Raw genomic sequence first — 22,821 nt, 5'->3', positions numbered from 1 at the left:
TAGTATCATTTACTTACGAGTCATAACTAATATTTATATAGAAATGGCATACAGGCGATAAATGAAGTGGATAAAGAAGCATTTATTCTGTGAATACATTAATAATTGTGCACTTTTTAAACACACGTAAAGGTGAAATACGATAATCGATGTCGAAGAAATCACGCCTTTTAAATAAGGTGATTCAATTAATTTAAAAAATTGTTAAAAAAATTTGGGGGATTTTACAAAGCGTGTCGTCTTGATGAATTAACAGCGAAATGCTGTGAGAGAAAGCCAAGTGGGGTGCACACCATAAGGCGCATTAAAATTAACGATTAGGACACACACCATCATGTATAGGAAAACCAAGCTTGCATGCTCAGTGGCAGCAGTTTTAGCGTCGGCTATTTCTGCGAATAGTGCATTTGCCCAAGACGCGCAACCCAATAAAGACGTAGAAGTGATTGAGGTAAGTGGTATCCGCTCATCGGTTGCAAAATCGATGGATGTTAAACGCAGCTCTGCTGGCGTAGTCGACGCCATTAGCGCAGAAGACATCGGTGATTTTCCCGATACCAACTTAGCTGAATCACTACAGCGTATTACCGGCGTATCTATCGACCGTTCAGGCGGTGAAGGCCAGCTAATTACCGTACGTGGTTTTGGACCACAGTTTAACACCGTGTTGGTAAATGGCCGTCAAATGGCGTCTGAAAACGATTCGCGTGCGTTCAGTTTCGACACGATTGCTTCTGAGTTAGTAAGCAGCCTTGATGTGCATAAAACGTCAACGGCCACAATGCAGTCTGGTGGTGTAGGCTCTACCATTAATATTAATACCGCGCGCCCGTTCGCATTAAACGGTTTTAAAATGGCGGGCTCGGTAAAAGGCGTGTACGACGAAAATAGCGAAGAAACTACGCCGCAATTTTCTGGCCTTATTAGCAACACGTTCAATGACGACACCTTCGGTGTATTACTTGCCGTTTCACACCAAGAGCGTGAGACTCGCTTAAACCAGGCTCAGATGGACGGTTGGCTAGAAAACGTTGGCGTGCCAAACCCTGTTACGCAGTCAGGCGACGCTTGGACAGGCAATGTATTTTCACCGCGAAACTACGATCACAAAGTGACCTTTGAAGAGCGTACCCGTACAAACGCTAATCTTGTATTCCAATATGCACCTAACGACAAACTGGTTGTAACTGCTGACGCACTGTATTCAGATTTTGACGTAGAGTCTGAAGCAACGTCATACGGCCACTGGTTTACCGCACCTAACATTCAGGGTGTAGGTGATGACGGCAGCCTGTTTGATGAAAACGGCAATCGCCGCAGCCCAACGGTTGATGCAAACGGTACTATTGTCGATTTATACCAAGAGGTAGGTTTGGCGACCGATATGCACGCCAAAACGTTCGACCGTTTAACTGATACCTATGCCATAGGCCTTAACTTTGATTACCAGTACTCTGATAATCTGAATTTATCGTTTGATTTAAGTCATTCAGAAGCCGAGCGCGAAGCCAATAATGGTGGCGGCGATCAGCTTTCACTTATTGGTTATGCCAACCGCGTACGATTCCAGGTAGATGACAATATTTTACCTGTTGCCAGCATGTTCGCTTCGCCTAATGACAATATTTATAGCGGACAACAAGAACTAGATGGCGCGATTGTTACGGGTCCTGACGGATTCCCTATATACAACCCTGCACTGACACCTGATGGTGTGAGCAATCATCTTGATGAAGCTAACAGCCGAGCTCACGTAATGCTGCGTCGAGGCTGGGCGGTAGAAGATGAAGTGAGCCAGCTGCGTTTTGACGGCGAATACGTAACAGATGGCAGCGGCCTAACTGAAATTCGCTTTGGCGCACAGTACAGCACCGAAACCAAATCACTTACCCGTTGGGACAATGAAGGTGTAGGTATTCACTGTACTTACTGTGGTTACCCAGACTTGCCTGAGATCCCAGCAGGCAGCCAATACGTTTTTGACGCAGGCAGCGATTTTCTTTCTGACGTAAGTGGTAGCGGTCGTATGCCCACCTCTTGGCTTGCCCACGATGGCGAAGCCAACTTTGCGTTTTTAGAATCTTACTATCAAAGCGTAAATGGTGATTCGATTAGTTTTGATGCGGTGCGCCGTAACAACAGCTTTGAAGTTGAAGAAGATATTATCTCTACCTATATGGAATTCGACTTTGAAGGCGAAGTTGCAGACATGTTCTTAAGCGCAACCGCTGGTGTGCGTTATGAAATGACGGATGTGACGGTTAACGGAACGCAAGCGCCAATAACGGGCTTAACGATTCTGGATCAAACCGAAATGCTGGCTGGTTTTGGCGATGCGCAAAGTATTGCCACTGAGTCTGATTACGACGTGCTATTACCTAACTTCAGCGTACGTTTAGAAATTACCGACGATTTAATTGCGCGCTTTGCGGCGAGCTCTACCATTACTCGCCCTACGCTTAACAGCATGTCGCCGGTAACCGTAATTACGACCACCCGCCAAGGTGGTGACTTAACGTCTACCAGTGGTAACCCTGCACTAGAGCCATTCAAATCGGACAACTTGGACTTGTCACTAGAGTATTACTATGACGAAGCAAGTTATGCATCAATTGGTTACTTCAGAAAGTTGGTATCGAACTTTATTGTTAATAGCCAAGAAGACAAAACCTTCGAGCTTGCTGACGGCAGCCTGCTAACCGACCCTTCTACAGGCACTAACGCTAGCGCGCCAGATGCGAGTGACGACGTTGCTGTGTTTACCAATACTCTGCCAAATAACGGTGAAGACGCGACGGTAGACGGCTTCGAGCTTGCGCTTCAGCACACTTTCGATAATGGCTTTGGGGTGCTTGCCAACGGAACTATCGTTGACAGTGACGCCGAACTCGATCCATTCGATATTAATCAGGTATTTGCACTAACCGGGTTAAGTGATTCTTACAACTTGGTGGCATTTTATGAAACTGACGATTATCAAATTCGCCTTGCCTATAACTGGCGTGATGAGTTTGTTCAGTCGTTAACACAAGGGCAGGGTGACGGCCCAACCATTGTTGAGTCTTATCAACAGCTTGACATTAGCGGTAGCTACAGCGTGACAGACAATGTAGAAATCTTCTTTGAAGGTATTAACCTTACAGAAGAGTTTGTACATAAACGCGGTCGCTTCTCTAATCACTTGCTGTTGGTTGAAGACAGCGGCAGACGTTGGGCCTTCGGTGTGCGCGGAAACTTTTAGTTTCGCGTAATTGGGGCCGACATTTGTTGGTCCCACATTCGTGGCTACCATTTGGTAGCCACAGTTTTTATTCAGGAAATCAGTATGACAACAGCAACTCCCATAACGCACATTGTAGTAGTTGGTGGCGGTAGCGCAGGGTGGCTAACGGCTGGTCGTATTGCAGCGCAACATCAATGCGCTACCCGCAAAGACATTAAAGTAACCTTAATAGAAAGCCCCAATGTGCCTATCATTGGCGTGGGCGAAGGCACCTGGCCAACCATGCGCTCAACACTAATTGCATTGGGTATTAGCGAAACCACTTTCATCAAAGAATGCGACGCCACATTCAAGCAAGGAGCAAAGTTTGCTAAGTGGACCACTGGTGAAGAGCACGATTTTTACTACCACCCTCTCATGCTGCCCCAAGGGTTTTCGCAAACAAATTTAGGTCCTTACTGGCAGACTGTAGCACCAGAATTAAACGAGTCTTTTTCCCATGCAGTATGTGTTCAGGAAGCGATATGCGAAGCAGGTTGTGCACCTAAAAGCATACGCCACGCAGAGTTTGCAGGCACCGCAAACTATGCTTATCACCTAGATGCAGGAAAATTTACCGCCTTTTTAACCAAACACTGCACTGAAAAACTAGGTGTACACCATGTGCTGGCCGACGTTAACCGCATCGAAAGCAGCAATAACGGCGATATCAAAGCCCTTCATACCGAGCAAGGGGTAACAGTAGAAGGCGACCTCTTTGTTGACTGTACCGGCTTCAAATCTATGCTGCTCGGCGAACACTACAAGGTGCCGTTTATTCCCTGTGACGATGTACTTTTTATCGACCGAGCATTAGCAGTACACGTGCCTTATGACACCCCGCAAAGTCCTATTGCTTCCCACACTATCTCCACCGCACAAGACGCCGGTTGGGTTTGGGATATCGGTTTGCAGTCACGCCGAGGTGTAGGCCACGTCTATTCCAGTAGGCATCAGAGTAAAGATGACGCCTATGCTCGCTTAGACACATACGTTCGCCAAACCAGCACGTTAAACGGCATAGATGGGATAAACGTAAAAGACATTACTATTCGAAGCGGACACAGGCAGTACTTTTGGCAAAATAACTGCGTGGCTGTTGGGCTAGCGGCGGGCTTTCTAGAGCCGTTAGAAGCTTCAGCGCTTGTACTGGTGGAGCTGTCTGCCTCAATGATCGCCGAACAGTTGCCAGCAAATCGAGCCGTAATGGATATTGTGGCAAAGCGCTTTAATGACACCTTTTCTTACCGTTGGCAGCGAATTATCGACTTCTTAAAGCTGCATTACATGTTGAGTAAGCGAGAAGACAGCGCATTTTGGCGGGACAATCGCGATAGTCATACTATTCCGGAATCATTAAAAGAATTACTCGCGTTGTGGCAATACCACCCACCTAGTGACAAAGACTTTACCAGCAACAACGAGGTATTCCCCGCGGCAAGCTATCAGTATGTCCTGTACGGTATGGGGTTCACCTCAGATTTAGGCGCGCATCAGCAATGGGTTAACGCCGACTTTGCTAAGCAACAGTTGATGCAGAACAGAAAAGCTCGCGGCATGGCGGTTGAGAAACTGCCTAAACATCGCGAACTTATTAATAAAATTCACCAATTCGGCCTGCAGGCCGTTTAACGTAAATCAATAAGCAGGGCCTACGTATGACTCACATGGTTGCCATTAATAATAAACAACATGCAGATTTGAAAGTAACCGACGATGCATTGTCACTCAGTGCCAATCAGCACCTTGTTCCTGTGGTGGTCTCTGAACTCAACAAGCTTGTGGTACATTACCCCGTGGTGATCACCAAGTTTGACGATTCTGGACAATTTGGCTTATCTGCCTTGCTAGGTTTTGAAGAAAAAGAAAACCTATTTTGGCAACAAGGTGAATGGGAGGCGGTTTATATTCCCGCACAGTTTGAACGCCTGCCTTTTTATGTAGGAACGGAAGCACAAAGCGCTGACTGCAGCAACCGGGTGCTGTGCATTGATATGGATAACGCTTCAGTAAGCGAAGAAAAAGGCACACCGCTTTTTGATAACACGGGAGAGCCCAGTAACTACCTGTTAGAAAAGCAGCAGATCCTTGCTCAGCTTCTTGACGGTGAAACGCAAAATCAACGTTTTATTGCCGCGCTGCAACAGCACAACCTTATCACACCATTCACCCTAGATATTACCTTTGAAAACGAAAGCAAAACGTCTATAACAGGGTTATATACCATTGATGAAGATAAGCTTGCGGCGCTTAGTGCTGACGCGATTGCTGATTTGCATGCACAACACATGCTGCAAAGCATTTACACGCTCATAGCGTCAAACGCACAAATCTATGCCCTTATCGACAAAAAGAACAAGGCGAATAAAAACGCAGACGCATGGTTTCAAACTACGAATTGATTAAGGTTGGTGAGCAAGCCACACCGATTGTTGTTATCGATGGTTTCATACCAGACCCGCTGAGTTTGGTAGAAACAATTGCTCAACACCACCCATTTACAAAACAAGATGGCGACTTTTATCCGGGGGTGAGAAGTCACCCGCCCCAGGAGTATGTCAAACACCTACATACCTCGCTTCCGTTGTTGTTTAGCCAACTTGCTTCGCATAATGGGCTACAAGATTTTGGCGTGGAAAAGCCGCTTCAAATACCCCTAGTGCAACTTTCCATAGCCAATCAAGCGCCGAAAAGTTTATCGCCCATTCAATGTATTCCGCACATCGATACGCAAAAGGATAATGAATGGGCATTGGTGCACTATCTGTTTAGCGCGCCTTTGGGCGGTACTGCATTCTATCGACATATTGAAACGGGGTTAGAGCGGGTTAATGCCGCGCAATACGAAGGCTATTTTAAAACCTTAAAACGTCAAGCCACCAGCGTAGGGTTACCACCTAAAGCGTACATAAACGGTGATACCGCCATGTTCACCCAAATCGCCCGTATTGAGCCTATGTTTAATCGCGCTGTGTTGTATCCAGCCAACTTGCTGCACAGCGGCTGTTTACCTAACGATATTTCGGATTATGCTGATGTGAAAGAAGGCAGGCTAACCGCAAACGCCAGTATCACGTTTAAAGGGTAAAACGCTCAGCCCTAATAATGAGGGCTATGAAAACTTCAGATAGCGATTTGCGATAGCTGCCTTTGGTAGTGCTCGTTACTGCAATTTTAAGATTGACGACTAATTCATTAGTGAGAGTGTAATAGACGCGATTTCATCCGTGCCCGTTACGGTTATTGGTGAAGTCAGGCTATCAAAGGTAAATGGAATTTTCTCATAGCTTCGACCGCCGTGTTCTCTAGCCACTTCAACGTGAAGTATTAACGACGAAGAGTTTGCGCTTTTTCCAAAATCATCCAATCCATCCCACTCTATGTGCAAGGGTGCGTTTTTCTTTGTAGCCCCGGCAAACCCATCGACTAAACCTTCATTTTTCCGACCCACTCTTCGCCACCATGTGCGCAGCTCGCCTAGCCATCTTTCGCTGGTGCCGCGAAGCGCCAAGCTTTTTACTAGCCGGTTCTTTTCGTCGCTTAACCACACGCTTACGTAAGGACCGCGATAATCTGCAATGTCAAATAGCGGTAAGGTGATATCAATTGAGATGGCGTGGCCATTTTTTTCAGCCTTGTTTTCACCCGACGTGCGAGCTGTATAGGTGTTGCTGGTAAATACCCTGCCATTTTCATCAATTAACTTCAGCGCTAGTGATGGGTTCGCGTTAACTAACTCCATGGCTTGCTGCGCTGTTTTGGTTGCCGAAAAGTGTGCTAACAACATGGCTTCAAATGCGTTATCCGCCACTGATATGGCTTGAAACTTGGCGCTTGGCCAACCGTCACTGTGGCTTAACACGCCCTTTTCTAAAGACGCCAGCTTTGAAGTAGAAAGTACTGGGCGTTGCCACGGCCTGATGTATGCGATGGTGCTTGGATTACTAACAGCGTCCGTTGCGCGGCCATTTTGAATTACAGCCTCTTGCGCCACGGTCCCCTGCCAACTAAAACCTTGGTTCGACGCGTGGGTTTCTAGCCCTTGCGCGCTAATGTGGTAAGAACGAATATTAATTGATGTCAGGTAGTGAGCAATGCGATCTACGGCAAGAGAAGCTGTGAACTCGGATAAATCCCACTGGATAGGTGACGCAAATGCCACGCTGTTATCGTCATTAAAATTGACCTCAGCAATGCGCGCCACACGAGCAAGACGTCTCACTTCGCGACGCGAAAGGCCATGCTTACCTTGAACATATTCGGTCCAATAGTCATAAAGCGCACCGTTGCGGCAGCTTATGTTACCTTCAGTCCGATTAAACCAATCCTCGCACCGCTTAATGGCACTGTACAGCCACGCCACAAGTGTACCTTCGTAACGTTGATTAATTTCGCTAAGCGCACTCGTTGCGTTTGATTTAACTAGCGTTTGATAGGTGTCTTTAATCAGTAGATCAATATTCTTTTGCTCAATGGCGCTAAGTGTCTGCTCTTCGTACAGGGTTATTTCTGTGTTAAGCGTGTGGGAGGTTGCTTCTGGTGATGGTACAGGAAACACATACAACTCGGCCTTAACAGCATAGCTGGCGGTAAATACCGCCAGATATAAAAGGAAACGCCCAACCATTATTCGCTGACTTGTGCAGTGGTGGTGTCACTTTGCTCCTGCTGACGTGGCGCAGGCGCTGGATCAGCTAACGTTAAGTAGCCATCACCATTAGTGTCGTAGCGATGAAAGGCATTAAACCCAGACACCATGTACTCTGAAAATGTCATTTTGCCATTCTCGTCTGTATCAAGAACTTCAAAGCGAACGTAAGTTTGTTTAATTTGCCCTTCATGGGTTTTCTCAATCTGTGCATCCAGCCTGTCTTCAAACTCAAGCACGTATTCTTGCTCTGTAAGCTTGTCATCACTGTTTTCGTCTGTACGCTGGAATTGCGCTTTGCGAACGGCGTGAAACTCTTCTTTTGTTACCTTTTCGTCACCGTTTTGGTCGTATAAGGTGACAAAGCCTTCAATATTGTGGCTGGTCGGCATGCGCAACATAGGGCGCTGTACTAGCTCAGGTTTGTCGTCTTTTTCCTGTGACGCCGAGCGACGGGGCGCTGGTTCAGGGTCGCCCAGTGCAACTACACCATCATTATCACTGTCCATACGTGAGAAACTTCGCTCACCCACCGCGTTTACTTCATCAATAGTAATGAACTCGTCATCGTTGCTGTCAACAGCATGGAAACGTATGTGAGTTTGTTTTACCGATGCTTTTCTGTCTTCAGCTAACCGTTTTTCTACTTTGCCTTCCCACTCATAAACATATTCACTTTCATCAAGTACACCGTCTTTGTTGGTATCAGACGCATTGAAGCGAGCGCGTCTGGCATCAACGAACTCTTCTAATGGAAGTGACTCGTCTTTGTTTAAGTCATAGGTCAATATAATGCCGCTGGCGCTATGTGGTGCAGCTACTGCCGAAGCGCTAATACAAAGCGCAGATACAACGGCTAAACTTACTGTTTTAAACATAATTATCTCCTTGTACCCTCAATGATTAATAGGCTTCGAATGATAGTGTGGTGGTGTAGCTATAAGTGGGCACGTCTGCACCATCAGGCGCGTCGGTACGCAGTCTTACTTGCATCAAATAGACATCTTGTGCTGAAGGAGTAAATGACGCTTGCCCATTGGCATTTGTCGTTAATTTTTCTACATCAGATTCTTCGGCGAACTGATCTTTTCCTTGGTACACCGAGATTTCATGATCGGTAACAGGCTTACCGTTAAACAGAACTTTGAAATTAAAACTCTCGTTGGCAAACAAACTGTTAGGGTGATTAATTGCCACGATCTCTAAGCCGTCGTTTCTTGGCGCTAACGCCTGTTCACTTGGCCCTTTCTTCGTTACGTACGTTGTTGCAAACGTAACTGATTGAAAGTGCTCTTTTAATATCGCACCTTCAGGTAGAGGCTTTTCATTACCTCGCATAGAGCCACGCTCACCGTCCTTTTCATACACGCGAAAAATTGCCCCCATGCGTTTTCCGGTTGAAAACTGGTAAGTCCCTTCTTCCTCTAAAGTGTGCTCAAGAACATTACGGGTAGAAAGATCGACAACCTTCTCCACACTCACTAGCTTGCCGCTAGGGGTAACCACTTCAAACGATGCATTCGTAATTGCCGCTTCTGGTACAAAAAATTGTTCTGCAAAAGATGCATCCAGCGTGACTTTACCGCCTCTAACCGGTTCAAACTGAAGCGGTTTTAGGTAAGCCACGTGGGCTAGAGCAGCGCCACTGAAGCAGCTTGCAATAAGCAAGGGTAAACTGATGAGCGTGTGTTTTTTCATGGTTTTTTATTTTCTAGTTGTGTAAAAGTGAAATCATACTATTGCAAATGATAATTGTTATCAATAGTATTACGATCGATTTTTGACGCACGAAGTGTCAAGAAATCGCTTTGACAGGCGCGATTTAAGAAAAATAAAAATGATATCAACCGACGCAAACAGGAGGCTTAGCGTTGATACGAAATACTAATTATTTGCACTTTTATTAAAAATTGGAAAAGAACAATGAAATTTAAACGCTCAACGGTAGCTATTTCGCTTGGCTGTGCGCTAACACTTCCTGCCCTAGCTCAACAATCAGAATTGGCAGTTACAAAGGCCAAAAGTGAAGAAACCCTGACAACGACTGTCGAAACCGTGCTGGATGCACAAACTCTGTCAAAGCGCTCAATTACAAATATTGAAGATACCGCTCGCTATATCCCAGGGGTACAAACTAATGATACGGGTAACCGTTTCGGTAACGATGGCTTCAACATTCGCGGCTTGGAAGGAGACGCTGTAGCAGTAACTGTAGATGGCGTCGGTCAAGGCGAAACGCTAAACCCAAGCTCATTTGCCGCTTATGGAATGTATGGATCGAGCCGCGGCGAAATTGAATTGGAACACGTAAAAGCCGTCAACATCACTAAAGGCCCAAGCGCTGTCGCGCAAGGACCAGGCTCCCTCGCTGGCTCAGTTACCTACGTGACCAATGAAGCGAGCGACTTTTTACCTGCCACAGGTGATGCCACAGGCGTTAAATTGAAAACCGGTTTTGATGCACGCTCTGACGAATGGCTAGTACACGGCACCGTCGCTAACAGAACGGGTAACTTCGACTCGCTATTGCAATACACAATGCGCGACAGTAGTGAAACAGAAGCCCACAGCCATGGTGAGAATATCTCTGGCTCAGCACGTGGTCAGGCTGACCCGATGGATAATCAAGTCGATGCAGTTTTACTTAAACTTGCTTATAACTTTTCCGAGCACCAGCAACTAGGCTTTGTTTACGAAAAGACAGACAGAGAAACGAACGGCATACCTCTTTCTCGCCAAAGTGACACTTATTTTGACTTCACCTCAGCGGATGAAAATAACCGCGAGCGAATTGGGCTTTTCTTTAACAACGAAAACCTAGGCCTAGCGTTTGCTGACAGCATAGATGTGACATTGAACTATCAAGAGCTGTTTTCATCGGGTGTAACCAGCTTTCTTTACGGCAGTGCAGACGGCGACGCTATATTGCGTACCGAAGACCGCAATTTCAGCCAGGACTCATTGAGTTTCAATGTTGATTTAGCCAAATCAATCACCGGAGAATTTAACCATGAGATTATTTATGGTTTTAGTTTTCAACAGGTGGACGCTGAAGCGGTGATGTTTGACCGCAGGTTTGCTGGACAAACCGCGGACTCGCCTATATTAGACGGCTACCCTATTCGCGACCAAAGCTTCGTTCCAGAAACCGAAAAAGCGTTAATTACAGCCTACCTAGCTGACACGGTTGAACTGAGCGAGCAATTAAGCGTAAACCTTGGACTTCGCTACGATTCTACGGAATATACGCCTACTGTAGACAGCACATTTTCAGACCCCACAGGGTTAAGTATCACAGACAGCGAATTTAGTGCGGTGGTAGGAGAGATTGGTGCTACCTACGAATTTGTAAAAGGCCACTCTATAAATGCTCGAATTGCTCAGGGCTACCAAGCGCCTACGCTCCAAAGCTTGTATTTTGGTACAAACTCAGGCGATGAAGTCACCGATATCATAACTGGTAACACGTTTATTGACCTTGATCGTATTGCCAACAGTGAACTCGATGCTCAAGAATCGACTAACTTTGAACTCACCTATATTGGTGATTTCGAGAACGGAAATGTCAGCGTGTCGGTGTTTAGAACTGAATACACTAACATGATTCAAGACGAGACTTATTCAACGCCTTATGGCACTGAAGTAACTACCGTACAGTGCGGTCGCTTCGGTTGTGAAACCGTAGTGAATACTGATGATGTATTCACGCAGCCACAAAATACGGGCGAACTGACTGTTGACGGTTTTGAAGTTACGGCCAATTACCATTTTACCGATAATGTATCAGGTCGTTTTGCTTATACGGCATTGGACGGTACCTACGACACCGCATCTGCTTTTAACAATGCGGGCGACGACTTAGAAACCGTATCGCCAGATACCGCAACAGTTGGGCTAGGCTACGTATCTGATGAAGGTGATTGGGGCGCAGAACTTGTCGCAATTTTGAGTAAAGGGGTAGAAGAAAGTACTCAACTTAGCTACACCTCGTTGAACAACGGCGCAGGTCCATCGCATACGCCTGCAGGCTATGCTGTTTTCGACCTGCTCGCCTACTACGACATTACTGAAAACCTGCGCTTTACCACGGCGATCTACAACCTTACAGACAAAGAGTATTACCGCTGGGAAGTACTTAATAGCGTAAGAGACGGTACTGGTGGTTTCTTTGGCGGCGTGAGCGGTAATGGGTACCAGCGCTACTCAGAGCCGGGCAGAAGTATTAGTGCCTACGTCACTTACCAGTTCTAATGTAACCAAAGTGCAGGCCAGACTTAGCTCAACTTAGCCAAGTGGCCTGCTATTCACTCAAGTATTCTCCCATGAATGTTTATGAAAGTTTGTTCACGAAAATGGGTGATCGAAAGTTCCTGTTCAAACGTTTTCTCGCTATCTCTCTTTTTAGGACTTTCACTATGTTTGGACTTTTTAAAAGCAATCCAACCAAAAAAATGCGAAAGCAGTATGACGCCCTTCTTGAAAAAGCCATGCACGCGCAAAGAAACGGTGACATAAAGACTTATTCATTGCTTACCGCCCAATCAGAAAAACTGTGGAAAGAAATAGAAACACTGGAGAAGAACACACAAGGAACATAAATGCTAGGCGCTTGCACATTGCGTGTGACCGTATACTAATACGTGACGTTTACACCCAAGGCGTAGCGCGCCCCCGCGTCTTGCACAAGCAAGAGATGATTGCTGAATCGGCCGCGCTTATGAACGGTTTCGTTAGTAATATTGATACCTTCAAAAAATACAGAAACCCTCGGGCTAAATTGGTATGAAAGGCTCATATCCCACTGCTTGTAGGGGCTAACAAAAGTAGGCTCGGTGCTTTGGGTTTGGTTCAGCGATTGCAAGAACCCTTCTCGCTGGTTCCAGGCCACCCGCCATTGCAGCGCATTTTTTTCATAAAACAGCACCATGTTTTTGGCACCCGACAACCCTGTAAGTGCGAACGTTGAACGGATATTGGCGGTGTCTAATTCAGCGTTGCTGTCTACAAAGCTCGCATTGGCCTGAACTCCCCACCCTGATTCGCCAAATAAATGCTGCACTGCTATCTCGACCCCTTCAACCGTTGCAGACTCGCCGTTGCTGGGAGATATTACGGAAAATCGTGCTAACGCATCAGCATCGTCAACCGCATTTGGATCTGTGCCGGTGCTAGGGTCAGTCACGTTATTAAAGGTTTGTGTACTGCTTTCATTAACAATGAAATTATCTACCGTTTTTCTAAAGTAACCTGCCGATATATAGCTATTTTCCTGGTAGTAATGCTCAATGGCCAAATCAATGTTTTTTGCCTCAAAGGGCAATAGCTGTGCGTTTCCGATACGCGCCCGCAGGTCGCCACCTTGTCGCGTGGTGGTGTAAGTTACACCTGGTGCCATCTGTTCTAAGGTTGGGCGGGTGATACTGTGATTATAAGCCGCGCGAAATACCCAACTATCTAACCAGCTGGCTTTAACGCTCACGCTGGGTAAAAGATTGGTGTAGCTTGACGATTTATCAATATTTACCGAGGCGCCAAACTCTTGCCCCAGTTCGGTTTGGTCTAAAATAACTAACGCCGATAACTGCTCATCGACACCGCTTACCTTTACGTCAGTGTACTCAGCACGTAGCCCTGCATGCACATCGATAAACCAAGGCGCGTAGTCCTTCTCAATAGCGGTTTGAATATACCCCGCATACACTGTTTCTTTAACAGCGAAAGAGCTTCCCCGTGTTTCAGCGGCTAGACTGACATCCCCAGCGTTTTCTAAGTAACGAAATAATGTATCACCGTCGTGGCGCAGCCACTGATGAGGTATGTTCTCATGCCCGCTAATTGAGCCTAGAAAATCGTCGCCTGCGTCAAATATGGTTTGGAAGCTATCGGGAATATCTGGTGCATCAAAATAGCCGCAAAAACTGCAGTGTCTTGCGTCTGCTTCGTTGTCTCTTCTTTCGTTGGCTTTTTCGCGCTGAGTTAATGCTCCACCAACGTCAATTTTGCTAAACCAGTTTTCATCCCCAAGCACACTTACATTGATTTTTGCTTGCCCTATATCGTCATCAATACTCCACCCTCTGCGCAACATCACGTGGGAACGGCCGTTGGCTGGATCTAAGTAATGGGACACGCCAACCGGCTCCCCCAAGGCATTTACCTGACGGGGGTTGGCTTGTTCAAAGCCCGATATTGCGGGCAATATATTCGACTGACGATGATCGAATGAAGAGCGATTTAGATAACCGATAAGCGAGAGAGAATTCCCCTCTCCATTGTTGTCATCGACATTGGCCATTGAGTAAGACAGATCAGCATCAACAATTACGCTATCGCTTGCGATGTAGTTCGCTGCAAAACCGAAGCTTCTCAAGGTCGATGAACGGTTAAATGTGCGCGCGTGAAAGTCGGTGGCATGCCCGCTATTTTGTGAAAAAGCCACCGCCGTGCCGTTTTCATCCACCGTAACATCTTCAAGGTTGCTCGATGTAAACCAATGTCCCATTGAGGTTGCCGAGGTTTCAACATCAAATGTTGACCCCAGATAATCAGCCGTAAGCTCAAGCTTGTTGTTAGGTCGATATTGTAAAACGAGCGCAGACCCCGTACGGGTTCTATCGTCAAAGCGTACTCTTTGATCGTAATTCCTGGGTACATATAGAGTAGAAACGTCTTCAGAAAGCTCACTTTCAGGTACGTTAGTATTTACCAACCAACCATCAATTTGCGCTTCTTCTAGTCGCGCTTGACGCTTGTGTTGAGTAAAAGAGGCTAGAATGCCAAACGAGTTATTCAAATAAGTGTTGCTGAACATAGCAGAGGTAGAAGGCGCATATTGTTGCGAGTTAGTATCGTACTGCATTTTGATGCTGCCAGCCGCCCGCATTCCCTTGAAAGAAAGAGGTTTAGCGGTGTGAACATCGATCGTAGCGCCGATGCCACCTGACTGCATAGTCGCCTGGCTTTGTTTGTGCACGGTAACACTGCTGACAATCTCAGAGGCCAGTGTATCAAAGCTGAATTCGCGCCCGAGCTTATCGGTTGCCATAGGCCTGCCGTTTAATAACACCCGATTAAATTCCGGCCCAAACCCCCTCACTGTAACAAGTTGACCTTCACCTTCTGCACGGTCGATAGATACGCCAGAGACACGCTGCAGCGCTTCTGCGAGGTTTTGATCGGGAAACTTGCCCATATCCACCGACTGAATAGTATCAATGATGACGTTCGCGTTGCGTTTAATCCCCACCGATTGAGCAACACGCGCTCGTAATCCCCTTACTTCAATGTATTCAATATCGTAACTACCTTGCTCGTCAGGTACGGTTACCAAGCTATCGTCTTGTGCGGTAATGGCGTTAAAAAGACGACCAAGCAAGTGATTGTTTTCATCACTATCGCTAGCAGGCACTATTTTTATTCGAGTGTTATCGACAATATCAGCACTCAGGCCTGTACCAGCCAAAAGCTTTTCTATTGCTACTTGTGGCGTATAGTTACCACTTACTTCATTTGCAAAAATATGCCTGACTTTGTTGAAGGGAAAGACTACGGTCAGCTCGGCTTGATTGGCAAACGCGATGATTGCCTCGTCTGCACTTTGTGCAGGAATAGCGAAATTTATTGCGGAGAGCGGCGATGTATTCTGTGTAATCACTTCTGCTTGTTGGTGGGGCAGCACTGACTGTGCGATAACAGTGTGACTTGCGCCGAACGACATCATGCACAGTGCAACCGTTAAAGCTTTAGGCTTAAAAGGCAGCATGATTATTGTGTCGAATGGTTCATTTGCCACAGGCATATTCGGTTTTACGCTATTGTTATTATTGATTATTAGAGTGTGTGATGCGTATGCGTCACCCTACACGTTATTGTTGGTGTTGTTTTAAACTAGCGTCGCATTATATACAACCCATTAACAAATTTAATTTTTGAGCGATAATGTTGAAAATACTGGGGGAAAATAGCGTGGCTGTCGTCTTAGTAAGTAACAACGATAAAAAATAACAATATGCCCATAGAAACAGCCATACATAATGCCTATATGTCGGCGCGCGGCTCGATGGCCAAAATGCTATCGCGCCTTGTGCCGCCTAAAGAAGTAGATGACATACTGCAGGATACGTATGTTCGCTTGTGTCAGGCGAAATCTACCGAGCATATTAAAGAGCCCAAGTCGTTTTTATTTAAAACCGCAAAAAACTTGGCCTACGATCACTTGAAGCGTGCAGAAACACGCATGGTCGACGACAGCGTAGAGGTTGCGGCAGCACTGGAAAGCGCAATTAGCGGTGTTGAAGATGAAACATTTCACAACAACGCCACCCAGCAAGAGTTTAAGTTGTTTTGTGACGCAGTGCGCGCCCTTCCCAAGCAATGCAGGCGCGCATTTGTATTGAAGAAAGTGTATGGCTACTCTCTTAAAGAGATTGCCCAAGAATTAGAGATAAGCGAAAAAACCGTGGAAAAGCATATTGCTGAAGGGATAAAAAGATGCACTTTGTTTATGCGACGACAAACGACGTCGCATACACGGCCGAATGCTTATCAAAGTGGTGGGCAACACAGTACGGCGGATGTAAAGAGAGACGCCCATGAATAGTTCAACAAACGAAACAAAAAACGCTAAGTCAGGCACCAATAGCAATGTTGTACAGTTTAATAGCGATGAGCGTGTGCTTGATGCCGCCAGCGAATGGCTTGTGAAACTCGACGAAGGGCTTGATGCCGAAGAAATGCAAGCGTTAAAAACATGGCTTGCAACGCCTTTGCATCGAGACACCTTCCTCGAAATGGTAGCCTTGTGGGACAAGATGTCGGTGCTTAGCGAACTGGCTGAGATCGTACCTCATACACCTGAGCCTAGCGTCAAACACAAAGCAAACCACACCGTGAATTGGAAGCGCCCGCTGGCCATTGCTGCCTCGATTTTAATGGTCGGGCTGTTAAGTTATCAGGGGCTAAATTTATTCTCGCCGTCTAACCAAACCGAACCTGTTGCACAAATGGCAAGCTACTCGTTACAAGCTTCGACCAAACCGGGCGAGCACAAGAGCATTAGCTTAGAGGACGGCAGTACACTATGGCTTAATACCAACTCTCAAGTGAACATCGCTTTTACTGAAACCTCACGGATTATTCAGCTTGTCAAAGGTGAGCTTCATATCGAAGTGGCGAAAGACAAATCCCGCCCGCTCAATGTACTTGCAGCCGGTAAAGCCATACAGGCGGTTGGTACTGCTTTTAATGTGCAATATCACCGCGGCGACCTTGAACTGGTAGTTACCGAAGGCGTGGTAGAAGTCGCCAGTTATACACTTAACAAAGCGAATGGCGAAAGCATTATTGATCCAATTATTAAACCGCAGGCTCAGCCACTGACGTTAGTTCAAGGTGAAAAATCGCTTTTATCTTTGCCTAACAGCACCGTTGAGACCGTGTCAGATGAAGATATCGCGAATGATTTAAGCTGGCGTGAGGGCAAGATTGTATTTCGCGGCGAGCCATTAATTGACGTGATTGAAGAAGTAAGCCGATATACGGATAAAACGGTCGTTTTAGGTGATGCTGCGCTTGCTAACATGCAAGTAGCAGGGCTATTCAACACCAATGATGTAGACGCGCTTATTGCCGCCCTTGCCGACAATTTACAGATATCTACAGACTACTCTAGCGACACTATTGTCCTTCGCCCCCGTTAACGGTGGGTTTGCTCATAAGTTATTACTTAGCATTATTGAGCTACAAACTAAACACAAAGCGCGTTCTAAAGCTTAACTCGCGCTTTTACCTACTCCCCCTTACAATGACGTCTTATATCAGTCTGCATGCATTGGTATGATAGATAAATGCATCAAACAATAAGGCGTCTTTGATATGCAAATAGGCAGTACTTTAACGGCAATTAAGCAGCTCACTTCCAGGCTACTATTTCTGGCCACCTGCGCGGTGCTATCTAATACAGCTTTCGCCATTGAAGCTGGCCAATATTACTATTTCATTTCTGACAAGTGCGTGGCTAAAGGCCCTCAAACGCCCGAAGAGCGAGGCGCCGTAACCCCAGATGTTATGCTATTTGAAGTGGTACCTGCGGGGATCAGCGACTACTACGTAAACATGAATACGAGCGCACTGATTCACTATACAGAGGAAGGGCAAGCGCACCTTTCTTCAATGGAAGCAGAGCAGGCCTATACTGCTGGTAAAGCACCGTCGAAAGACAGCCTTAGAAAAGATGGCAATGTCATCCAGCACGACTTCATGCTGCAGCGCGAAGCAATAGATTTAAAAACCCTGATAAACACGTTAAATGGTTTTTCCCAGCTGCAGTCTGATAAAGGCTACTTTTTTAAGAAAATCGTAGGCCTTTCTAACCCCGATGCTAAATTTAAAGCCATTACCCGGGTTCGCTTAAGCGATATGGGTTACGACAATCGCATGATGCTAACAAGCTACTCCAGCGATTACTTTATGCTGGATGAACAAGGTAAGGCCTCTGACACAGCTTTTATTACGGTAGATCACGGCGCAGCGCTACGCAATTCACTGCACGACACCAACAGCCCGTACGCCATATTTACCAAAAATTCAGTATGCGGTGAAAAGTGGGAGCCCGGCAATTAACAAGGTAATTAGCTAGGACATACTTTAAACGCTTGTTGAATGGACCGGAGTTGCTTCGGCTATAGCGGCTTTGGTTTTAAGCGACTTTGGTTTAAAAAGGCTCTGTTTTTAATTACTACGATAAAGCGTTTTAATAAGGTGGTAGCCGAAACGGGTCTTCACCGGCCCGTGTACTTTGAGCACGTCTTTTTTAAATACCACATCGTCGAAGGCTTTTACCATTTGGCCTCTACGAAATTCACCAAGATCGCCGCCACGCTTGCCCGACGGGCATTTAGAATGACGCTTTGCTAATGTCGCAAAATCCTTACCCTTTTTAAGCTGCTCTAAAATAGAAAGCGCTTCTTTCTCTGTTTTAACCAAAATGTGAAGTGCGGATGCCGTTGCCATGCCTCTTCCAATATTGAAGTATTAATTATTGCAGTATACCGTATAATGCGACACATCTTGGATGTTTCAACATTATTATATCAATGGAGTGGTATGCGCCAGCTTGTAATATTACTTTGTTTTTTACATCTCACATTTGCGGCGGAGGCTGATCAGCCAAAAAATGTGATTTTTATCCTCGCTGACGACTTGGGCTGGAACGACACGTCAATCTATCAACATAATAAGTTCTACGAAACGCCGAATATAGATGCTCTAGCACAAAAAGGAATGACATTTACTCAGGCATTTAGTAATAGTCCATTATGTTCCCCGACTAGAGCTTCTATCCTCACGGGCCAGACACCTGCTCGACATGGTATTTTAAATCCGAATATCGAGACGCCTACAGTTAGGCTTACTTCATCTGAACGTAGCAGTGGTCCCCGAAATCAATTATCAACCGTTCCCCTCACAGCCACTCGTCTTGACACATCACTTCCTACTCTGGTCAAGGTTTTAAAGAACGAGGGGTATCACACGGCGCATTTTGGAAAATGGCATTTAGGCTCTTCGCCATATAGCCCTCTCGAACATGGTTTCGATATAGATATTCCGCACTTCAGCGGCTCTGGCCCTTACGGAGGTTATCTTGCACCTTGGTCTTTCGCTCCGAATTTAACGCCCGAAACAGAAGAGGAACATATAGATATCCGTTTAGCTAAAGAGGCAAAAAAGTGGATTTTAAACAATCACAGTCGAGGTCCTTTTTATGTAAATTTCTGGCCATTTTCGGTACATGCTCCCTTTAACGCCAAGCAGGATGTTGTGGAGCACTTCATTAACAAGCGTTCCCCTTTTAACAGCCAACGAAGTGCAACTTACGCAGGAATGGTAAAACACTTCGACGATGCTATCGCTATTTTATATGACGCGTTAGAAGAGGTTGGAATTATAGATGATACTATCATCGTGTTTACCTCGGATAATGGGGGGAATATGTATGATGTACTGGGCGAGATTCATCCAACAAGTAACTTTCCTCTTCGCAGCGGTAAGGCGACGCAATATGATGGTGGCAGTCGCGTACCTACATTCATAATATGGCCAGGCCTCACTCAGTCAAACACCTTATCCAATCAACCTATCCAATCTGCTGACTTTTATCCTACTTTATTGAGTGGGTTAAACGCAGAAATGCCGAAAGGACATATTGTTGATGGTGAAGATATTCGCCCAATATTGCGTGGTGACACCTTATCGCCCAGACCTATTTTCACATATTATCCCACAATGCCTCGCGTTCCCGATTGGTTACCTCCTTCCGCTACAGTCTTATACGACGGTTGGAAACTAATAAAGACATTTTTTTACGGTGACAAGGAAGAACATAGGTACGCCCTTTATAACGTTGCAAGTGATGTAGAAGAAGCCCGTAATCTAGCGAATGAGAGGCCAGATAAATTAATAGAATTAGACAGTATTTTATCTGAATACTTAGTATCCACAAATGCCTCTCTGCCTCTCGAAAACCCCGACTATCAACAAGGAACATTTAGCTTTTACAGCATCGGAAAACCTGCAGACCAATATCTACTCCCTGAAGAACAGACATCGAATAACCTATCCCTAGATTTATCGATATCAAGCCCCCTCGCAAATGCTGGAGACAAGCTTTTTGCATCATGGGATCTATTGAATGGAAGTGCTTCCTCAAGCGTCAGTTATCGCCAATTCATGGGCCCAGACGTAACAACCGAGGCACAGAATAATGGTTTTAGTTTCACGGTACCAGAAGTGGATACTGCTCAATTTATCAGCTTTGCGTTCATTGCTAAAGACCACGAAAAGACAGTTAGAAAGCAACTGAGCGTTAAAGTTTTGCCCGTGAATGTTGCACCTACGATCGGTTTGTTACATACAACTATCACAGCTTCAAAAGGCAGCAGATTAACCATTAACTACACTGTGAATGATGTTAATAAAGATAAGCTCTACTTGAGGGTTCAAAGCGATGATTTATCTATCGACGAGAATATCAGTATTGCACGACCTGTTTATTATCTCGATATTCCTGCCTCATTTACTCAAAACCAAGCAGACATAAATTTTACTGTTTCCGATGGACTCACTTCAAACTCTAGTGCATTACGGATTACTCTTTCCGAAGCTCAGGGCGGAGGCTCTACAAATAACGGTGGAATACAAGAGAGTAGAACAGGAGGAGGGAGTATTATTATGCTAATTCCAATCCTGTTAATTGCTTTAGGACTCAGAAGTTTGTCTTATTCGCTACTCAAAAGCTGAAGTAGCTCAATTTGAGATAGATTTTAGTTGTAGGAATGTTAAATAAGCCACTAGCGCGAATAAAATGTTAATAATACCAGAATTCGACTTGGCCCAAGCGATAGGAATGTTGAGTTTTGCGCTTGGCATTTTGTGCTTTTATCAGCGTGATGATCAGCACCTGCGAATAATGATGGTGGTGATGAATTTAAATCACGCCCTGCATTTTGCGCTACTTGGTGCCGTAACCGCATGCTTAAGTGCCTTGCTTTCAGTGGTAAGAACAGGCATTTCAATTAAAACCCGCTCCCGCAGAGTGGCCTATCTATTTATATTAATATCGCTAGCAGCCGGGCTGTATTTGGCCGAAGTTTGGTACGACTTATTCCCTATTTTGGGCACGAGCATAGGCACTTATGCCTTGTTTTGTTTGTCGGGAATACGCATGCGTTTAGCGTTGCTGTGCGGCGCTATATGTTGGCTAACCAACAATATCATTGTCGGCTCTATTGGCGGCACCCTGCTTGAAGCTACGTTACTGGCAGTAAATAGCTTCACCATTATTCGCTTGTACAGAGGGCAAAAAGCACTCAGTCAGGCCTGATTCCCAGTCTATGCCAGACTATGCTCCCAATCTACACGCCTTGATTGCCCAAAGTGAATGCGTTGCTATACGCACACTGCATTGGAAGCTTTCAAGCCAACCTCGTCGAGTGAGTCGAAACACGTCAATTAGAACGAGAGCGCAAACAGACTCGTTACTGACGTATGATAGTCCAGTGACATAGCGACGGATAACAGCGTTATATTCACAATGGAGAAACCAAAAACACGTTTTGCCCAGCCTTCTACGTTGATGTCGGGTCTGTATCCGCGCAGCGCCATCAACAGCCACCAAAGGCTTGTTGCGAAAGCTACTGTTAAAAAGCCAATACCTGTATAACCGCTAAGTGGAAGCAGCATTACAACTAAAGCAAATAACGCAATATGAAGAACAATATGGCGTTTTGCTTTCGCGATACCTTGCGATACAGGCAATACTGGAATGCCAGCCGCCTTATAGTCGTTATATCTAAAGATAGCGATGGCATAAGAATGGGGCATTTGCCAAATGCTGAACATACCCAGCAAAATAGCTGCAGCCATATCAAACTGACCGCTCGCGGCGCAATAACCGACTACGGGCGGAACGGCCCCCGACAAACTGCCAACGAAGGTGCCATACACAGAATTTCGCTTCATATACAGGCTGTAAACACCCACATAAATGACGTAGCCAAAAGCGGCAAAAAATACGGCAGTAAGGTTGGTGTAAAGCGCTAACAAGCCAAACCCTGCAATACCCAGCACAGCACCGTGCAACATCGCAGTAAGTAATGGTAACTCGCCTGTTACCGTAACCCGGTTAGCCGTGCGCTGCATTTTGCCGTCGATATCTCGGTCAATGCAGTTATTAATGACACAACCTGAAGCCACCACCAGCGATAAACCGATGAGCGTTGCGAGCAATAGCCAATAATCTATATCGCCACGGGACGCGAGCAAGAAACCGCCCGTTACCGAAATAGCATTGCCCATAATAATGCCGGGCTTGGTGACTGAGAGGTAACGTTTATAAGTAGAGGTCATGGGTAAA

At 45.8% G+C, this 22,821-nt stretch carries 17 protein-coding genes; 11 read left to right on the top strand and 6 right to left on the bottom strand.

The window, feature by feature from the left end:
* Window positions 1–334: 334 nt before the first annotated feature.
* The 4 genes from AWH61_RS12515 (at window position 335) to AWH61_RS12500 (ending at window position 6,350) form a co-directional block, all read left to right on the top strand.
* Window positions 335–3,241: a TonB-dependent receptor gene (locus tag AWH61_RS12515; protein WP_075177219.1), complete on the top strand. Its 2,907-nt coding sequence runs from the start codon at window positions 335–337 to the stop codon at window positions 3,239–3,241.
* Between the two features lie 84 nt (window positions 3,242–3,325).
* Window positions 3,326–4,894: a tryptophan halogenase family protein gene (locus tag AWH61_RS12510; protein WP_075177218.1), complete on the top strand. Its 1,569-nt coding sequence runs from the start codon at window positions 3,326–3,328 to the stop codon at window positions 4,892–4,894.
* A 26-nt stretch (window positions 4,895–4,920) separates the two neighbouring features.
* Window positions 4,921–5,664 carry a SapC family protein gene (locus AWH61_RS12505; protein WP_075177217.1) on the top strand — a complete coding sequence of 248 codons (744 nt, stop codon included), beginning with the start codon at window positions 4,921–4,923 and terminating at the stop codon, window positions 5,662–5,664.
* Window positions 5,643–6,350 carry a DUF6445 family protein gene (locus AWH61_RS12500; RefSeq protein ID WP_075177216.1) on the top strand — a complete coding sequence of 236 codons (708 nt, stop codon included), beginning with the start codon at window positions 5,643–5,645 and terminating at the stop codon, window positions 6,348–6,350. Before AWH61_RS12505 ends, AWH61_RS12500 begins: the two co-directional genes overlap by 22 nt.
* Window positions 6,351–6,449: 99 nt before the next feature.
* Here the strand turns inward: AWH61_RS12500 and AWH61_RS12495 are convergent, their stop codons facing one another.
* The 3 genes from AWH61_RS12495 to AWH61_RS12485 are packed head-to-tail and all read right to left on the bottom strand — an operon-like array spanning window position 6,450 to window position 9,608.
* Window positions 6,450–7,889 (bottom strand): DUF2271 domain-containing protein, encoded by a 1,440-nt coding sequence (locus AWH61_RS12495; RefSeq protein WP_075177215.1) that lies wholly within the window; start codon window positions 7,887–7,889, stop codon window positions 6,450–6,452.
* Window positions 7,889–8,788 (bottom strand): EF-hand domain-containing protein, encoded by a 900-nt coding sequence (locus AWH61_RS12490; RefSeq protein WP_061486789.1) that lies wholly within the window; start codon window positions 8,786–8,788, stop codon window positions 7,889–7,891. Before AWH61_RS12490 ends, AWH61_RS12495 begins: the two co-directional genes overlap by 1 nt.
* Window positions 8,789–8,813: 25 nt before the next feature.
* Window positions 8,814–9,608: a DUF4198 domain-containing protein gene (locus AWH61_RS12485; protein ID WP_075177214.1), complete on the bottom strand. Its 795-nt coding sequence runs from the start codon at window positions 9,606–9,608 to the stop codon at window positions 8,814–8,816.
* A gap of 225 nt (window positions 9,609–9,833) precedes the next feature.
* Between AWH61_RS12485 and AWH61_RS12480 the strand changes: the two genes are divergently transcribed.
* The gene (locus AWH61_RS12480; protein ID WP_075177213.1) at window positions 9,834–12,161 is read left to right on the top strand and encodes a TonB-dependent hemoglobin/transferrin/lactoferrin family receptor; all 2,328 of its coding nucleotides are present in this window, start codon (window positions 9,834–9,836) and stop codon (window positions 12,159–12,161) included.
* A gap of 164 nt (window positions 12,162–12,325) precedes the next feature.
* On the top strand, window positions 12,326–12,508 hold the full coding sequence (locus AWH61_RS12475) for a DUF6435 family protein (RefSeq protein ID WP_039229326.1): 183 nt from the start codon (window positions 12,326–12,328) through the stop codon (window positions 12,506–12,508).
* Between the two features lie 35 nt (window positions 12,509–12,543).
* On the opposite strand, the gene AWH61_RS12470 is transcribed toward AWH61_RS12475, so the two are convergent.
* A complete protein-coding gene (locus AWH61_RS12470; protein ID WP_231513125.1) occupies window positions 12,544–15,708 on the bottom strand; it encodes a TonB-dependent receptor in 3,165 nt (1,054 codons plus the stop codon).
* Between the two features lie 210 nt (window positions 15,709–15,918).
* Here AWH61_RS12470 and AWH61_RS12465 point away from each other — a divergent pair, with 210 nt between their 5' ends.
* From AWH61_RS12465 to AWH61_RS12455, 3 genes are all read left to right on the top strand, one after another.
* Complete coding sequence (locus AWH61_RS12465; RefSeq protein WP_039229032.1) at window positions 15,919–16,509, top strand: sigma-70 family RNA polymerase sigma factor; 591 nt, start codon at window positions 15,919–15,921, stop codon at window positions 16,507–16,509.
* On the top strand, window positions 16,502–17,608 hold the full coding sequence (locus tag AWH61_RS12460) for a FecR family protein (protein WP_075177212.1): 1,107 nt from the start codon (window positions 16,502–16,504) through the stop codon (window positions 17,606–17,608). The genes AWH61_RS12465 and AWH61_RS12460 overlap by 8 nt, the downstream gene beginning before the upstream one ends.
* A gap of 175 nt (window positions 17,609–17,783) precedes the next feature.
* Window positions 17,784–18,530 (top strand): hypothetical protein, encoded by a 747-nt coding sequence (locus tag AWH61_RS12455; protein ID WP_075177211.1) that lies wholly within the window; start codon window positions 17,784–17,786, stop codon window positions 18,528–18,530.
* 108 nt (window positions 18,531–18,638) lie between these two features.
* On the opposite strand, the gene ppiC is transcribed toward AWH61_RS12455, so the two are convergent.
* Complete coding sequence (gene ppiC / locus AWH61_RS12450) at window positions 18,639–18,920, bottom strand: peptidylprolyl isomerase PpiC (RefSeq protein WP_012520075.1); 282 nt, start codon at window positions 18,918–18,920, stop codon at window positions 18,639–18,641.
* A 93-nt stretch (window positions 18,921–19,013) separates the two neighbouring features.
* Here ppiC and AWH61_RS12445 point away from each other — a divergent pair, with 93 nt between their 5' ends.
* Both AWH61_RS12445 and AWH61_RS12440 read left to right on the top strand, forming a co-directional pair.
* Window positions 19,014–21,206, top strand: a complete 2,193-nt coding sequence (locus AWH61_RS12445; RefSeq protein ID WP_075177210.1) for a sulfatase — start codon at window positions 19,014–19,016, stop codon at window positions 21,204–21,206.
* Between the two features lie 64 nt (window positions 21,207–21,270).
* Window positions 21,271–21,789 carry a YgjV family protein gene (locus tag AWH61_RS12440; RefSeq protein ID WP_075177209.1) on the top strand — a complete coding sequence of 173 codons (519 nt, stop codon included), beginning with the start codon at window positions 21,271–21,273 and terminating at the stop codon, window positions 21,787–21,789.
* A 128-nt stretch (window positions 21,790–21,917) separates the two neighbouring features.
* On the opposite strand, the gene cyoE is transcribed toward AWH61_RS12440, so the two are convergent.
* Complete coding sequence (gene cyoE / locus AWH61_RS12435) at window positions 21,918–22,814, bottom strand: heme o synthase (RefSeq protein WP_075177208.1); 897 nt, start codon at window positions 22,812–22,814, stop codon at window positions 21,918–21,920.
* Window positions 22,815–22,821: the final 7 nt, after the last annotated feature.

The organism is Alteromonas sp. W12 (assembly GCF_001924945.1).
Lineage (GTDB): Bacteria > Pseudomonadota > Gammaproteobacteria > Enterobacterales > Alteromonadaceae > Alteromonas > Alteromonas macleodii.
Note: the sequence above shows the minus strand (reverse complement) of the source record. Positions and strands in the feature narration are given on the sequence as shown.